This window comes from Xanthobacter agilis, assembly GCF_021730435.1.
Taxonomy (GTDB): Bacteria; Pseudomonadota; Alphaproteobacteria; order Rhizobiales; family Xanthobacteraceae; genus Xanthobacter; species Xanthobacter agilis.
The window spans coordinates 108,702-124,361 of record NZ_JABWGX010000011.1; the positions used below are offsets into that span (position 1 = coordinate 108,702).

Consider the following 15,660-nt stretch of genomic DNA (forward strand, 5'->3'; position numbering starts at 1 on the left):
GCGCCCTCATGCCGCCGGCCGCGTGGCGACACGGGCCACGCGCCGCCACGGCGGCGTGTCGCGCACCGCCGCCCACACCGGCGAATGCACCGCATGGTCGATGTTGCGGGCCAGCTCGACGAGGCCGTCATAGCCCGCGTAGCCGATGCGCCGGACATGGTCGATGTCGAGGAAGGGAATGCGCGACTTCAGCGTCGGGTAGATGTAGCGGTCCCCGGCGATGAGAATGTCGGCGCCGCACGCGTGATAGGTTTGGATGAGTGCGGTCTGATCGTTGTCCGAAATCATGCGGGCCTCGGGGCCCATCAGGGCGCGGATGCGGGCCTTGTCCTCCTCGGTGGATTTCTCGGTGCCGGTGGCCACCACCACCATGCCCAGGTCTTGCATGGCCGAAACCACCGACCACGACTTGTAGCCGCCGGTGAAGATGAGCACCCTTTTGCCGGCGAGCCGCGCCCGCAGCGGGGCCAATGCGGCGGCCACCTTGGCTTCCTCGCGGGCCACGAGCGCCGCGACGCGCGCTGACAGGTCGTCGTCGCCCAAGAGGCACGCGAAGTCCCGGAACGCCTGGGAGGTGTCGGCCACCCCGTAGAAGCTGCCCTCGAACCACGGCACGCCGTGATCGTCCTCCAGCTTGCGCGCCACATGCAGCATGGCCTTGGAGCACACCACCATGCTCGCCTCGGCCCGGTGCATGGTCTGCACCTCGTGGAAGCGGCTGTCGCCGGAGAAGCTGCACAGGATCCGCAGGCCCAGCTCATCGAACAACGGCGCCACATTCCAGAATTCGCCGCCCACGTTCCATTCACCGATGAGGTTGATGTCGTGACGGCGGATGCCGGGGATCTCGGCCTCGGGCGGCACCGGGTCGGGCTCGCGCGTGCCGATGATGTGGCGATAGGCGGCGTCCCCGGCGATGCGGTTGCCGAGATTCTTGTTGCCGTAGAAGCCCGCGCAATCCACCGGCACCACCGGCACGTCGAAACGCGCCGCGGCGGCCTTCGCCACCGCCTCGATATCGTCCCCCTGGAGCGCCGGCACGCAGGTGTTGTAGACGAACACCGCGGCCGGGGCATGGTCCGCGACCGCCTGGCCGATCGCCTTGAACAGGCGCTTCTCGCCGCGGCCGGTGATGACATCCATGTCGTTGAGATCGGTGGTCATGCCGATGCGGTAGATGTCGGAGCCGCCCGAGCGGGTGCCGCGATTGTCCCAGGACGAACCGGCGCAGCCGATGGGGCCGTGCACGATGTGCGCGACATCACAGATGGGCAGCAGCGCGTTGCGGGCGCCATCGAAGCAGCATCCACCCTGGGTGGCGCCCGGCTTCGGCTTGGCGCAGCCGGATTTGGACTTCTTGTTGTGGGCACAAGCCGGCTCGTTCATGAGAGCCTTGATCTCGTCGGGCGTCATGTGACCCTCCGTGAAGACGGATCCCGATATATCCACGGGAACATGACCACAGGAGTAGCAAGCGGCGGGCCAGCGCCGGATTCCAGGCCCCGCGCCGACCAAACCACGGACGCACATGGGCTTTACCAAGCCGCCTCCCGCCCGCGCTGCCTGCCCGCAGGGTCCTGTTTTTCGTACAAACGCGGCCATGAACGCGGCATTTGTACATTTCCGTTCGATCCACAGGCCGCCGACAAAAAATCCCGAGACGCTGCAGTTTGGATATTCCCAAAATTATATAACGTGTGTGAGAATGGCATCGTCTGCCAGAGACGGGATGGTCCCGAAATTGCGAAACTCACCCACGATGCCGGTGCACCGATGGGATTGGCTTTGCAATGCTTGCCGAGGAAATCGTCACCGTGGACGTCGACGACACAATCGAAGACTTCACGCACTGTTTCACCGGCGAATGCCGGATCAACGTGCTGCCCATCCTCTACCAGATCAGCCAGGTGATCGCTGAAAACGAAGACCTGACGAAGTCCCTCGCCATCATCCTCAAGGTGATGCAAAGGCGCCTCAAGGTTCACCGCGGCACCGTCACCCTTTATGACAGGGGCTCGGAGACCATCTTCATCCATGAGAGCTTCGGCCTCACGGAAGAAGAGAAGTCGCGCGGCATCTATCTTCCGGGCGAGGGATTGACCGGAGAGGTGGTGGAGACCGGCAAGCCCATCGTGGTGCCGCACCTTGCCGCCGACCCGCGCTTTCTGGACCGCACCCGCGCCCATGAGGACGGCAGCGCCGCGCGCGCCTCCTTCTTCTGCGTGCCCATCATCCATTCGCGCAAGGTGCACGGCACCATCAGCGCCGAGCGTGTCTATCTCGATCAACGGCTCCTGAAACAAGACGTGGAGCTGATCGCCACCATCGCCTCCATGATCGCGCCGGCGGTGGAACTGTATCTGCTGGAAAACGTGGAGAAGGTGCGGCTCGAGAACGAGAACCGCCGCCTGAAGAGCGCGCTGCGCCAGCGGTTCAAGCCCTCCAACATCATCGGCAATTCCAAGCCCATGCAGGAGGTCTATGGCCTCATCCAGAAGGTGGCCGCCACCAAGGCCACCGTGCTGGTGCTGGGCGAGAGCGGGGTCGGCAAGGAGCTGGTGGCTAACGCGATCCACTATAACAGCCCCTCCGCCGAGGGGCCGTTCGTGGTGTTCAATTGCGCCGCGCTGCCGGAAAGCATCATCGAAAGCGAGCTGTTCGGCCATGAGAAGGGCGCCTTCACCGGCGCGCTCGGCACCCGCAAGGGACGCTTCGAGCTGGCCGATGGCGGCACCATCTTCCTCGACGAAGTGGGCGAGCTGTCCCTGCCCATGCAGGCCAAGCTCCTGCGCGTGCTGCAGCAAAAGACCTTCGACCGGGTCGGTGGCTCGAAGCCGATCCGGGTCGATCTGCGGATCATCGCCGCCACCAACCGCAACCTGCCGGAGATGGTGGAGAAGGGCACCTTTCGCGAGGACCTGTATTACCGGCTCAACGTCTTCCCCATCACCATCCCACCCCTGCGCGACCGGGCAAGCGACGTGATCCTGCTGACCGACCATTTCGTCGCGAAATGCGCGGAAGACACCGGCAAGGAGGTGAAGCGCATCTCCACCCCCGCCCTCAACATGCTGATGGCCTATCACTGGCCCGGCAACGTGCGCGAGCTGGAGAACGTGATCGAGCGCTCGGTGATCCTCTCCGACGACAGCGTGATCCACGGCTATAACCTGCCGCCCTCACTCCAGACCTCCGCGGAGACCGGCACCAGCTTCGGCTGCGGGCTGGAGGCCAAGATCCAAGCGGTCGAATACGAGATGATCGTCGAAGCCCTGAAGAACCACCACGGCAACACCACCGAGGCCGCGAAGGACCTGGGCCTCACCCGGCGCATCCTCGGCCTGCGGATGGAAAAGCACGGCATCAACTACAAGAACTATCGGCGCGGCGCGGCGGCCAACGACACGCCGTGAGCCCCCGCTCGAGCCGCAGGAGACTTCCATGAGTGAGCTGACCGAGAACCAGCGCTTTCATCTGCTTCTGGCCGACATCGCCATGGCCGCGGCCATCCGCGGCTGCAATTCCAGCTTCACCCTGGACGGCGACTACACGCCCGGTACGCTGCGCGACACCTGGCTGGCGGCCACATCGGACGACGGGCTCAAGAAGCGCGTGATGGCGCTTGCCAATGCCGGCTTCGCCTCGCTCCAGGGCGTGCCCGCGGAGCAGATCACCAAGGCAGCCACCGCCTATGGCATCCCGGTGGATGACACGCTGGCGCAGGAGATCGCCGGCCATTTCTCCGCGAAACGCGAAGCGGTGCTGCGCTATCGGCGATAGGCCCGCCAGCCGCACGCCAACACGGCGCCGGCGCGGTCCCAGGCCCGCCGGCGCAAGAAGGCCGCGATGCTCCACCCGACCCCCACGACAGTCGCGAAAAAGCCGCCCGTCCCTGCAGGACGAGCGGCCGAGTTGGTCTGCCAGCATTCCACCACGCGCGACTCCCGGGCGGCCGCATGGGTACCCGCGATGGCTACATGGGTGTAATGCCATATTCCTTGTAGATTTCGTCCTGCGCCAGCTTGAACTCCTTCATGGTGAAATCGAATCCCGCGCTGCGGATCTCCGTCCAGCTCGCGTCATCGTCTTCACTGACCTCGTTCATCTTGCGTCGAAAATCATCATCCGACCGCATCCGGCGAATGTAGGCGACGGCTGATTCGACCGACATGCCCTCTCCTCCAATGGATTTCCAGCACACCCCGGGGCGGGGCGGGGCGCGGCGCTGGCGCCGCGCCCCGGAAAGCGGCGTCAGACTGCGGCCCGCGCACCTTCCTTCGCTGCGAGCTCGGCAAGTTGCTGCTCCTCGGTCTTCAGAATGCCGAAGTCGAGCAGCAGATCCTCCAGTTCTTCCATGGTGATGGGGGTGGGAATGGTGCCGTTGCCTTTGTTCGCATGCACCTTTTCCGCAAGCTGCCGATATTCGTCCGCCTGGGCGCTGTCGGGGGCGTATTCCACCACCGTCATGCGGCGCAGCTCGGCGTGCTGCACGATGTTGGCGCGCGGCACGAAATGGATGAGCCGCGAGTTGAGCCGCCGCGCCAGGGCATCGGCAAGGTCCCATTCGCGGTCGGTCTGGCGCGAGTTGCAGACCAGGCCACCGAGCCGCACGCCGCCGGAATTGGCATATTTCAAAATGCCCTTGGCAATGTTGTTGGCCGCGTACAGCGCCATCATCTCGCCGGACATGACGATATAGATTTCCTGCGCTTTGTTCTCGCGGATGGGCATGGCGAAGCCGCCGCACACCACGTCGCCGAGCACGTCATAGGAGACATAATCCACATCGTCATAGGCGCCGTTTTCCTCCAGGAAATTGATGGAGGTGATGACGCCGCGCCCCGCGCAGCCCACGCCCGGCTCCGGACCGCCAGATTCCACGCACTTGATGCCGCCGTAGCCGACCTTCATCACATCTTCCAGCTCCAGGTCTTCAACCGAGCCGGCGTTGGCGGCAAGGCTCAGAACCGTGTCCTGGGCCTTGGCGTGCAGGATGAGGCGCGTGGAATCGGCCTTCGGATCGCAGCCGACGATGAGAATCTTCTGCCCCTTATCCACAAGGGCGGCGAGGGTGTTCTGGGACGTGGTGGACTTGCCAATCCCCCCCTTTCCGTAGAACGCGATCTGACGCAACGACATCTGTTCCAATCCTTCTCGTTTCAAGTCTGGTGGGAAACGGCTCAGGCGTTCTCGGGCGCCTGAACAAGTTCGATGCGGTGGCCGTCGGGGTCTTCGACGAAGGCCACGACGCTCTCGCCGTGCCGCTGCGGACGCGGCGGGCGGGGCATGGGGACCCCCTGGGCGGCCAGCCGGTCGCACAAGCGGGTGATGGAGGAAACGGAAACGGCGATGTGGCCGAAGCCATCCCCAGCCACGTAGGGCGCCTCCCGCTGCCAGTTCTGCACCAGCTCCAGCGTCATCTGCGCAAAACCGCCGCCATACCCGAGATACGCTTGCGAGAACTGGTTCTTCTTGTGCTCGCGACGCTCCAGCACGGTCATGCCGAGTTGGCGCGTGTAGAAATCGATGGAGCGGTCCAGGTCCGCCACCCGCAGCATGGTATGGAGCAGACGGAAGTCGGAGGCGTCCAGGGGGCCGGCGTCGGCCGCGGCGGTCTTGGCCGTGAACACCTCCGCGAGCGCGGCCGCGACGCCCTTGCCGGCATGCAGGTCGGTGGCCTCGACCCCCTTGGAGGCGAGCACCTCCTGCGGCGTCGCGCCGATCTTCGCCACCAGCAGCATGCGGCAGTCGCCGATCAGGCGATAGATGGTGTCGCGCCGTTCCTCACCCTCGCGCTCATGTTCCGCGATCACGCGCCGTTCCACCAGCGCGGGGCCGTCGGTCGTGACATTGTAGATGTCGAAGGTTTCGGTCTGGCCGAAATGCTGGTCGATGCGCGCGCCATCGCGGGAGGCGACGGCAATCCGCAGCGCAGGTCCGCCCGCGGCGCGGGCATTCCCGTTTGCCGCGGCGACCGGCGACGCAACATGGCCCTGCGATGGCTCATCTGATGGCTGATACTCTGATGGCTGATACATGGCGCCCCCTTGGTCGCGAAACCGTGCCGGCGCGCGCGGATTCACGGCGTCTGCCCGATGCTCGCGATCGAAGATGGATACTTCACGCGCCGCAGGGCGAGGAGCCCGGCTGCGGCGGCTCGAGAACTCAATCGCAACAGTCGTGCCAGAAGTGTTTTCAAGCGCAGGCACCGGCTTTTTCCGGGTCTCTCGCACTGGCGCGTACGCTTTTTCGCAGCTTCGTACCAATTCGTGCAGCCGCGACTGGACGCGGTCACCTTTTTTTGCAGCACCCAGGCCCGAATGCGACGAGACATAGTCTCCACCGGCTCTGGCACGCTTCCTGCGATGGGGATGCCGACGCGGTTCGGAAAGATATCCGGACCCTCTGCGCGGATGCCGGCCGCGTTGTCGGCCGGCTGCTGCACGGGATCGTCACCGCCGCAACTTCCGGCCATGCTCACATGAGTGAGGAGCTCAACCCATGCCTATGGTCTTGCTTGAGTGCGACAAGGATATTCCTGAGCGCCAGCAGCATATCTACCTGAAGGTGGATGGCGAGGACTCGCGGGATTACCTGCCTGTTTCCAATGCGTCCACGATTCCGGGCACCCTGTCCGAGCGCGGCTGCGCCTTCTGCGGGGCCAAGCTCGTGATCGGCGGCGTGCTCAAAGACACGATCCAGATGATCCACGGCCCCATCGGCTGCGCCTACGACACCTGGCACACCAAGCGCTATCCGACCGACAACGGCCACTTCAACATGAAGTATGTCTGGTCGACGGACATGAAGGAAAGCCATATCGTCTTCGGCGGCGAGAAGCGGCTTGAAAAGTCCATCAACGAAGCCTTCGACGAAATGCCCGACGTGAAGCGCATGTTCGTCTACACCACCTGCCCCACGGCGCTCATCGGCGACGATATCAAGGCGGTGGCGAAGAAGGTGATGTCCGAGCGCCCCGAGGTGGACATCTTCACCTGCGAATGCCCCGGATTCGCCGGCGTCTCCCAGTCCAAGGGCCACCATGTGCTCAACATCGGCTGGATCAACGAGAAGGTGGGCTCGCTGGAGCCGGAAATCACCTCCGACTACACGATGAACTTCATCGGCGACTTCAACATCCAGGGTGATACCCAGCTGCTCCAGACCTATTGGGACAAGCTCGGCATCCAGGTCATCGCCCATTTCACCGGCAACGGCACCTATGATGCCCTGCGCGGCATGCATCGCGCCCAACTGAACGTGGTCAACTGCGCCCGCTCCTCTGGCTACATCGCCAACGAGCTGAAGAAGCGCTACGGCATTCCCCGCCTGGACATCGATTCCTGGGGTTTCAGCTACATGGCCGAAGGCATCCGCAAGATCTGCGCCTTCTTCGGCATCGAGGATCGCGGCGAAGCGCTGATCGCCGACGAATACGAGAAGTGGAAGGGCAAGCTCGACTGGTACAAGGAACGGCTCCAGGGCACCAAGATGGCGATCTGGACCGGCGGTCCGCGCCTGTGGCACTGGACCAAGTCGGTGGAAGACGACCTCGGCATCCAGGTGGTCGCCATGTCCTCCAAGTTCGGCCACCAGGAAGACTTCGAGAAGGTTATCGCCCGTGGCCAGTCCGGCACCTATTACATCGATGACGGCAACGAACTGGAATTCTTCGAGATCATCGAGAAGGTGAAGCCGGATGTCATCTTCACCGGCCCGCGCGTGGGCGAGCTGGTCAAGAAGCTGCACATCCCCTACGTCAACGGCCACGGCTACCACAACGGCCCCTACATGGGCTTCGAAGGTTTCGTGAATCTCGCCCGCGACACCTACAATGCCGTGCACAACCCGCTCCTGAAGCTCGCGGGCACGGATATTCGCGGCACGGCTCCGGCCGCCTTCAAGGAGGCCGCGGAATGAGCCCCGAGCAGGTGGATCAATTGTTCGGCTATGTGCAGGAGCGCTGCCTGTGGCAGTTCTCCTCCCGCTCCTGGGACCGGCAGGAGAATATCGACGGCATCCTCGCGACCGCCACCGATCTTCTCGCCGGCCGCGAGCCGAAGCGCGACACCCCCATGCACAAGATCTTCTACGCCGATGCGCTTCTCATGGTGGGCGACTTCAAGAGCCGCTTCCCCTGGATCGCCGAGGTGGCGCCGGAGGAGGCCGACGCGCTGATGGGCAGCCTCAAGGATAGGCTGGTGGAGCACACCATCACCAAGTCCTTGAACCACGAGCTCAATCACTCGCTCTACTGACGGCGAGGGCGCACATCTGCCGGAGCCCGGACGGTCTTGCGCGATCTGTCCGTCCCGCTCCGCACGGGCCCGCCCCGGCTGTGACGCGGCAAGGCGCGTCACAGCCGGGGATGGGGCCCGGAGCACGCCGCGCCCGCGCGGCGACACCTCAACCTTTCAGACAAGGAACCCGCCATGGGTTGCGAAATCACGTCCCGCGACCGGGCCGGCATCATCAATCCGATGTATGATTGCCAGCCGGCCGGCGCCCAATATGCCGGGATCGGCATGAAGGACTGCATTCCCCTCGTGCATGGAGGACAGGGCTGCACCATGTTCGTGCGGCTGCTGTTCGCCCAGCACTTCAAGGAGAATTTCGACATCGCCTCCACGTCGCTGCATGAGGAATCGGCGGTGTTCGGCGGCCACGCCCGCATGCAGGATGGGGTGATGGCGCTGGTGCGCCGCTATCCCCACCTGCGGATCATCCAGATCATCACCACCTGCTCCACCGAAGTCATCGGCGACGACGTGGAAGGCTCCATCAACGTCTGCAACAAGATGATCAAGGAGGAGTTTCCGGATCGCGAGGTGTACGTGGTTCCGGTGCACACGCCGAGCTTCAAGTCGAGCCAGGTGGGTGGTTACTCGGAGTGCGTGCTTTCCACCTTCAAGACCATCGCCAAGAAGAAGGCGGAGCCCTCCGGCAAGCTCAACCTCTTCCCCGGCTGGGTCAATCCCGGCGACGTGACGCTCCTGAAGCGCTACGCCGCCGCCATGGATGTGGACGCAAGCATCTTCATGGATACGGAAGACTTCGATTCCCCGATGCTTCCGGACAAGTCCATTCACACCCACGGGCGGACCACGGTGGAAGACATCCGCGCCTCCAGCGGGGCGTTCGCCTCCCTGGCGCTCGCCCGTTATGAGGGTGCGTCCACCGGCGAATTCCTGCGCGACGAGTTCGAGGTGCCCCATCACCTCGTCTCCACCCCCTACGGCATCGCCAATACGGATGCGATGCTGCGGAAGATCAGCGAGATCACCGGCAAGCCCATCCCCGAGAGCCTGGTGAAGGAGCGCGGCATCGCCCTCGACGCGCTTCAAGACCTCGCCCACATGTTCTTCGCCGACAAGCGGGTGGCGATCTTCGGTCATCCCGACCTGGTGATCGGTCTGTCCGAATTCTGCATCGAGGTGGAGCTGAAGCCGGTTCTTCTCCTGCTCGGCGATGACAACACCAAGTACAAACGCGATCCCCGCATCCTGGCCCTGAAGGACAAGGTGAACTGGGACATGGAGGTGGTGTGCAACGCCGACCTCTGGGAGCTGGAGAAGCGCCTGAAGGATCCCGACTACAAGTTGGACCTGATTCTCGGTCATTCCAAGGGGCGCTATGTGGCCATCGACCACAAGATCCCCATGGCGCGGGTGGGCTTCCCCACCTTCGACCGGGCCGGGCTCTATCGTCAGCCCACCATGGGCTACCAGGGCGCCATGCTGCTCGGCGAGGCCATCGCCAATGCCATGTTCGCGCACATGGAATATACTCATGACCGCGAGTGGATCCTGAACACCTGGTGAGCCGGCGGAAGCCTTGACGACCTGTCGGGGGGTGGTGCGCCACCCCCCTTCACCCTCCCAGGCCCGCCGCAAAGGATCCGGCAATGAGCTTCATGGAGCGCCTCGCAGCGGATTCCGCCTTCGGCTGGCCACGCCGGCTTGCCGGGCCCGAGCACCGGCAGATCGAGCTTTACACCAAGCGCAAGGCGCTAAGCTTCCTTCCCGACCCGCCGCCGCCGGAGCTGCCGCTGGCGCCGATCGCGGCGGTCTGCCGGGCCGCCTTTCTGGTGGACGCGGTGCTGTCCGCGCGCCACCCCGGCGCGCCGGGGCGCACCTCCTGGCAGCGCTATCTCGACCTGCCCAAGGCGAGCCGCACCGACAAGATCGTCGCCGAGCTTTATCGCATCGTGCGCATAGCCCGCACGGTGGCCTTCCACCCCCAAGGACACGTGGAGATGCGTGACGCCATCGTGCGCTTCAACGGCGCCATCGACCGGGTCGCGCTTTCGCTGGAGATCACCGTGGCCGGGCTCGACCTGATCGAGGCCATGACCGCCTATTGGCTCGCCGCGGCCGAAAGCCCTTATCCGGAGGCCTATGTGGAGGCGATGCTGGCCGAGTATTTCTTCGACATCGTCGCCGAGATCAAGCGCTTTGCCGACGAAGACCGCATCCTCTACCAATTCCGCCGCGCGTCGTCCTTCAACCGCCATTTCCGCCTCGACTGCGACAATCCCAAGTCGAGCGTAGCCGATGGCGCGCTGGCCTTCGAGATCCCGCCGGCCCATCGCGATGCCGCGCGCTATCCCATCGATTTCTTCCTGGTGCACGACCAGACGCTTCACATCATTCCGGTGGAGGCGACGCGCGAGGGCCGCATCGCCCTCGCGGAGCTGCCCAGGTGGCGCGCCCGCACCCCCGACGATCTGTCCCTGCCGGCCGCCTTCCGCCCCCGTTTCGCCCGCGAGGTGATGGTGGTGGGCCAGCCCATGACCTGAAAGGCGAAAGGATAGTCCCATGGCCCCTGAAACCCAGACGCCGACCCTGCGCATCGCCGTCACCACTGACAGCCTCATCCAGCTTGACGCCAATTTCGCCGCCGCCAAGCAGGTGGTGTTCTACGACGTGACGCCGAAGGGCTCCGAATTCGTGGATGTGGTCCACTTCCAGCGCCGCGCCAAGGGCAAGGCCTCCGGCGGCGGCAAGGCGGCCAACGGCGGGCGCTGCATCATGGACGACATGGGCGACGACGACGGCACCGGGCGCGATCCCCTGGTGGAGCGGGTGGAGGCCCTCGACGGCTGCGCCGTGCTGTTCACCCTCGGCCTCAGCGATGTGGCTGCGGTGCGGGTGCACGACCTCAAGGTGTTTCCGGTCAAGAGCGAGCGGGTACGCGACATCGACGATGTGATCGCCCAGGTGCAGCGGCTGATGACGGGCGTGCCGCCGCTCTGGATCCGCCGCGCCCTGAACCGCCGCTCCGGGAGTGCGGAGGAAGATCTTCAGGAATATTGAGCGGGCGGCCTCCCCCATCGGGGGAGGCCTTGGAATGTCCTACCCTGCGACACTCCCGAGGAACCGGCGCCGCACTGTCGCGCCGACCACATTGATGAGCGTCACCAGCGCGAGCAACACCAGGATCAGCGCCGAGGCCTCCCTGTATTCGAACAGGTGGAAGGCGGTGACGATCTCCAGCCCCAGCCCGCCGGCACCGACCGCGCCGAGGGTGGTGGCGGCCCGCAGATTGTGCTCCCACCGATAGACGCTCACATCCACCAATCGCGGCAGCACCTGCGGCAGGATCGAGAAGCGCAGCACCCCGAGCCGCGACACGCCATGGGCCCGCAGAGCATCGCCGGGGCCGGTCTCCACATGCTCGATGGTCTCGGCGAAGAACTTGCCAAGCATGCCGGTGGTGTGGGTGGCAAGGGCCAGGATGCCCGGCAGCGGGCCGAACCCCACCGCCGCCACGAAGATCACGCCCCAGATCAGGCCGGGAATGGATCTCAGCACATTGAGGAACAGCCGCACCGGCTCGCCGATGAACGGCGTATGCACGAAGTTGCGCGCCGCCAGCGCCGCCAGGGGCAACGCCACGAGGGCGCCGGCGACGGTGCCGGCAACGCTCATGGAGAGGGTTTCGAGCAGGGGGCGGCCCCAGGCATGCCAGCGGCTGAAGTCGGGCGGCATGGCATCACAGGCCAGCCGCCAGATGGTTGGAACAGCATCCACATACCGGCCCAGATCGAATGCGCCGGCATAGATGAAGGCGGACAGGATCACCGCAACGCCCATTGCGGTGCCCAGGAGCGTGCGGCGGGTCCGCCTGCGGCCATCCTCAAGGATGGCCGCGACGTTAAGGGAGAGCGATGCGCTCATTGCACAGGCGGAATGGCGTCGGGATTGGTGTTCTTGATGGCATCGATCCAGATCCGCACCCGGTCGACGTCCGAATCCACCGCCGGAATGAAGGCCTCGGCCCGGAACACCTTGAGCGCCTCGGGATCGTCAACCGAGATGAAGGCCTTGCGGATCTCCTCCTTGAACGCCGGGTCGAGGCCCTCGCGGAAGGTCCACATGTATTCGGGAATGGGCGGGGAAACGGCCAGCACGCGCACCTGGTCTGGCGAGATTTTCCCCTCCTTGATGAGGCGATCGTAAATGGGCTTGGAGAGGCCGCCGGCGGTCACTTTCTTGCCGGCCACGGCCAGAGCCACCGCGTCATGGGCGCCCAGCACCCGCAGCGTATAGTCGCGCCCGGAGGCAAGGCCGGCATCGAGCAGCTGCCAGCGCGGCACCCAGGTGCCCGAGGTGGAGGCGGGATCGCCGAAGGCGATTTCGGTGCCCTTCAGATCCTTCAGCGACTGGGCCGGGCTGTCCTTCGGCACGATGATGACGGCCTCGAAGGTGGGGCCCACCACCGCGTGGGACGGACGGGCGAACGGCTCGAGCTTCGAGGCCCGCGAACGCAGGATGTAGGTGACCGGGCCGAGATAGGCGATGTCGATGCGGCCGAACCGCAGCGCCTCGCCGGTGGCCGCGTAATTGGCGCCCACCACCAGCTCGACCGGCAGTCCGAGCTTCTTTTCCAGATAGGTGCGCAGCGGCTCGTTGAGGCGCATCACGGTCGGGGCGGATTCGCCCGGCAGCAGGCCCACCACCAGCTTTTGCGGCTTTTCCGCCAGCGCCTGCGGCACGCTCGCGGTGAACAACCCGGCCACCGCCAGCGCGGCCGCGGCAAGGGCTTTTCGCGGGGGGACCCGAAACGAAAAGGTCATGTTGATCCTCTCAGGAGTTGTCCGGCGACAGAACGCGGTCGCCATTGGGCGCGGGGGCAGAAAAAATGGCGGCCTCGGCCTCGGCATCGAAGGCGCCGGCCGGACCGTCGAAGGCGACCCGCCCGCCGGACAGGCCGACGATGCGGTCCGCCAGGACACGGGCAAGCTGGAGTTGGTGCAGCACGAGCACCGCCGTGAGCCCGTCGCGCACCACCAGCCGGCGCAGTTCGCCGCCCAGCCGGCGGGCCAGCACCGGGTCCACCGAGGCGAACGGCTCGTCGCCGAGGATCAGGCGCGGCGCGCGCACCAGGGCGCGCGCTATGCCCACCCGCTGGCGCTCACCGCCGGAGAGGGTGTCGGTGCGGGCGGTGGCGCGGGACAAGAGCCCCACGTCCGCCAGGGCCAGCGCCGCCCGCTCCCGCGCCGCGCGCGGCCAGGGCAGAAGCGAAAGCGGATGGCGGGTATCGGCGAGGCCCAGCAGCACATTGTCGATGGCGGGAAGGCGGCCGATGAGGGCATGGTCCTGAAACACCATGGCGGTGCGCCGGCGCATCTCGCGCAGCACGCCCGGTTCCCCGAGGCCGCCGAGCCCCGCCACCGCCACCCGCCCCGCCTGCGGCGCCACCAGGCCGTTCAGCACGTTCATGAGCGTGGTTTTGCCAACGCCGGACGGCCCCACCACGGCGGTGATGGTGCCTTCCGCGAACGCGGTGGAAATCTCGTTGAGGATGGGCCGCCCGCCGCGCATCACGGAAAGCCCCACGATGGTGAGGGCGGGACGCCACGCCTGCGAGCCGATGGTGAGCGCATTCACGGCTTGAGACCTTGCACGAGGGTGAGCCTGGGCCGCGCGGCGGGGTGATGGCGACGCAGGCGGGCGGCATGGCTCCAAATGGCGTCCACCACCTCCTCGATGCCGCCGTCCAGCGCCGCCTCGCGAAAGCCGGCGGCGACCAGCATGTCGACCGCGCACTCGGCCAAGGCGACGGCGATGGTGTCGAACTCATGTCCATCGAGACGCATCTCGAGGATGCAGCGATTCAGGCAGATCTCCGGGCGCATGGCATCACTCCCGCAGGCCCGGAACGACATGGAAAACAGGATAAAGGCGTGGCAACAGCGGCATGGCAGCCTCCGGCAGGCCCATGGATGCGAGCATCCCAGGCAACAATGCTGAAAAGGAGTGCGGCTCAAGCCGTCTCGGACGCGCTCTACGGCGCATCAGATCCGCAATGTATTTAACATTGCCATTTAAATAGTAATATTTTTATTACTTAATAATGTCAATATATCATTCAATGTTTTTCATTCAGGATTTGATGTCTATCCATTCAGATGCGCATCATGAGCACCGGCCGGATCTGCCGGGTCGCCGGCGACACCTCCATTCACATGGGCGTAGCGGCCGAAGCGGGTGAAGTCGCGCGGCAGCGCGCCGGCCTCCACCGCCTGTGCCAATCCTTCCGGGTCATGCACCAGAAGGCCGCCCAGCGTTTCCACGCCGTAATCGTAAAGCCGTGGCGTCATGGGCGTGGACGGCCCCACCAGCGCGATGGGGCGGCTGCCGGCCAGGCGCAGGATACGCGGCAGGCTGCGGTTGATGAGCGCCGAGGAATTCACGATCGCCCCGCCACATCCGGGCAACAGCGCATCCATGGCGGCGATGGGATAAGCGCCGGGGCGCGGATCAGCCTCCACCACCGCGCAGCGGGGCAGGATGCCGTCCACGCCGGGAAAGGCGCCGATGACCACCACCTGGCCCTCCACATGGCGGAAGCGGTGCGCGCCGTTCCCCGGCCGCCCTTCGAGGTCATAGCGGTTGTAATGGGCATTGAGCGCGGCCACACCCACCGCGGTTTCGAGCGGGTCCCATGAGGCGGTCAGCTCGGCCAGGTCGCGCAGGCTGCGCCGGCGCAGCTCCGGCAGGCGCGCGCGCAGCTCACGCGGATGGCGCGGCAAAGCGGCGAGACCCGCGCCCTGCGGCCCCTCCACCAGGATCCAACGCGGACCGATGGTGATGCGGCGCACCTCCGCTTCGGCGACGCCCAGGGCGAGATCGCGATAAAGCCTGTCCGGTCCCCACCAGGTCCACAGGGCGCGGCGGTCCGGCGCGATCATGGAACCTTCGTGGCGCACATAGCTGTGCCATTGGTGGATGGCCTGCCCGGCAATGGCGGTGAGCATGGGCAGCCCGCGCCCCACCCCGCCGCCGATGGGCGCGCCGACCAGGTCGGTCGCCTCGGTGCAGGCGGAGAAGCGGCCGATGAGCAGGAGGTCCGCCACCTCGGCCATAGCCCGACGCAGAAACCCTTCCGCCGCGCCCGGCTCGCGCGGCAGCGGCCGGCTGGTGGCAAGGTCGATATAGAGCGGCGGCCCGCTGGCATCGGGCCGCGGCACCTGGACGTAACCGAGCACGCGGAACCCGCGCGCGTTCAGCTCGAAGGCGAAGGATGCCAGCAGAGCGTCCACGCATTCGAACGGATCGTGCACGACCACGCCAGGACGGATCCAGCCGCATGCCGGCGCAGGATCCCCTTGCAGCGGCGACCTCGGCACCTTCGACCCGCTCATGACACCTCCAC

Annotated in this window: 16 protein-coding genes; 7 read left to right on the plus strand and 9 right to left on the minus strand. The window is 65.6% G+C overall.

The features are described from left to right. Nucleotides 1-6: 6 nt before the first annotated feature. Nucleotides 7-1,413 (minus strand): nitrogenase iron-molybdenum cofactor biosynthesis protein NifE, encoded by a 1,407-nt coding sequence (gene nifE / locus HUW53_RS10105; RefSeq protein WP_237345626.1) that lies wholly within the window; start codon nucleotides 1,411-1,413, stop codon nucleotides 7-9. A 377-nt stretch (nucleotides 1,414-1,790) separates the two neighbouring features. Here nifE and HUW53_RS10110 point away from each other — a divergent pair, with 377 nt between their 5' ends. Both HUW53_RS10110 and HUW53_RS10115 read left to right on the plus strand, forming a co-directional pair. Further along, nucleotides 1,791-3,413 carry a sigma-54-dependent Fis family transcriptional regulator gene (locus HUW53_RS10110; protein ID WP_237345627.1) on the plus strand — a complete coding sequence of 541 codons (1,623 nt, stop codon included), beginning with the start codon at nucleotides 1,791-1,793 and terminating at the stop codon, nucleotides 3,411-3,413. Nucleotides 3,414-3,441: 28 nt separating this feature from the next. Next, nucleotides 3,442-3,780 carry a head completion/stabilization protein gene (locus HUW53_RS10115; protein WP_237345628.1) on the plus strand — a complete coding sequence of 113 codons (339 nt, stop codon included), beginning with the start codon at nucleotides 3,442-3,444 and terminating at the stop codon, nucleotides 3,778-3,780. A gap of 193 nt (nucleotides 3,781-3,973) precedes the next feature. Here HUW53_RS10115 and HUW53_RS10120 read toward each other — a convergent pair whose 3' ends face one another. The 3 genes from HUW53_RS10120 to gloA form a co-directional block, all read right to left on the minus strand. Further along, on the minus strand, nucleotides 3,974-4,171 hold the full coding sequence (locus HUW53_RS10120) for a Nif11-like leader peptide family natural product precursor (protein ID WP_237345629.1): 198 nt from the start codon (nucleotides 4,169-4,171) through the stop codon (nucleotides 3,974-3,976). An 80-nt stretch (nucleotides 4,172-4,251) separates the two neighbouring features. Then, entirely contained in the window at nucleotides 4,252-5,139 is an 888-nt protein-coding gene (gene nifH / locus HUW53_RS10125; RefSeq protein ID WP_237345630.1) for a nitrogenase iron protein, read from the minus strand. A gap of 41 nt (nucleotides 5,140-5,180) precedes the next feature. Continuing rightward, nucleotides 5,181-6,038, minus strand: a complete 858-nt coding sequence (gene gloA, locus HUW53_RS10130; RefSeq protein ID WP_237345631.1) for a lactoylglutathione lyase — start codon at nucleotides 6,036-6,038, stop codon at nucleotides 5,181-5,183. A 463-nt stretch (nucleotides 6,039-6,501) separates the two neighbouring features. Here gloA and vnfD point away from each other — a divergent pair, with 463 nt between their 5' ends. From vnfD to HUW53_RS10155, 5 genes are all read left to right on the plus strand, one after another. After that, nucleotides 6,502-7,920: a nitrogenase vanadium-iron protein, alpha chain gene (gene vnfD / locus HUW53_RS10135; protein WP_237345632.1), complete on the plus strand. Its 1,419-nt coding sequence runs from the start codon at nucleotides 6,502-6,504 to the stop codon at nucleotides 7,918-7,920. Further along, nucleotides 7,917-8,258, plus strand: a complete 342-nt coding sequence (gene vnfG, locus HUW53_RS10140; RefSeq protein WP_237345633.1) for a V-containing nitrogenase subunit delta — start codon at nucleotides 7,917-7,919, stop codon at nucleotides 8,256-8,258. The genes vnfD and vnfG overlap by 4 nt, the downstream gene beginning before the upstream one ends. 174 nt (nucleotides 8,259-8,432) lie before the next feature. Continuing rightward, a complete protein-coding gene (gene vnfK, locus HUW53_RS10145) occupies nucleotides 8,433-9,821 on the plus strand; it encodes a V-containing nitrogenase subunit beta (RefSeq protein WP_237345634.1) in 1,389 nt (462 codons plus the stop codon). Between the two features lie 83 nt (nucleotides 9,822-9,904). Then, entirely contained in the window at nucleotides 9,905-10,798 is an 894-nt protein-coding gene (locus HUW53_RS10150) for a hypothetical protein (RefSeq protein ID WP_237345635.1), read from the plus strand. A 19-nt stretch (nucleotides 10,799-10,817) separates the two neighbouring features. Further along, complete coding sequence (locus HUW53_RS10155) at nucleotides 10,818-11,315, plus strand: NifB/NifX family molybdenum-iron cluster-binding protein (RefSeq protein ID WP_237345636.1); 498 nt, start codon at nucleotides 10,818-10,820, stop codon at nucleotides 11,313-11,315. A 39-nt stretch (nucleotides 11,316-11,354) separates the two neighbouring features. On the opposite strand, the gene phnE is transcribed toward HUW53_RS10155, so the two are convergent. The 5 genes from phnE to HUW53_RS10180 form a co-directional block, all read right to left on the minus strand. Continuing rightward, the gene (phnE, locus tag HUW53_RS10160) at nucleotides 11,355-12,179 is read right to left on the minus strand and encodes a phosphonate ABC transporter, permease protein PhnE (protein ID WP_272904178.1); all 825 of its coding nucleotides are present in this window, start codon (nucleotides 12,177-12,179) and stop codon (nucleotides 11,355-11,357) included. Continuing rightward, a complete protein-coding gene (phnD, locus tag HUW53_RS10165; RefSeq protein ID WP_237345638.1) occupies nucleotides 12,176-13,078 on the minus strand; it encodes a phosphate/phosphite/phosphonate ABC transporter substrate-binding protein in 903 nt (300 codons plus the stop codon). Before phnD ends, phnE begins: the two co-directional genes overlap by 4 nt. A 10-nt stretch (nucleotides 13,079-13,088) precedes the next feature. Continuing rightward, the gene (locus HUW53_RS10170; protein ID WP_237345639.1) at nucleotides 13,089-13,892 is read right to left on the minus strand and encodes an ATP-binding cassette domain-containing protein; all 804 of its coding nucleotides are present in this window, start codon (nucleotides 13,890-13,892) and stop codon (nucleotides 13,089-13,091) included. After that, the gene (locus HUW53_RS10175) at nucleotides 13,889-14,140 is read right to left on the minus strand and encodes a hypothetical protein (protein ID WP_237345640.1); all 252 of its coding nucleotides are present in this window, start codon (nucleotides 14,138-14,140) and stop codon (nucleotides 13,889-13,891) included. The genes HUW53_RS10170 and HUW53_RS10175 overlap by 4 nt, the downstream gene beginning before the upstream one ends. 261 nt (nucleotides 14,141-14,401) lie before the next feature. Beyond that, nucleotides 14,402-15,574 (minus strand): Rossmann-like domain-containing protein, encoded by a 1,173-nt coding sequence (locus HUW53_RS10180; protein WP_237345641.1) that lies wholly within the window; start codon nucleotides 15,572-15,574, stop codon nucleotides 14,402-14,404. Nucleotides 15,575-15,660 lie beyond the last annotated feature (86 nt).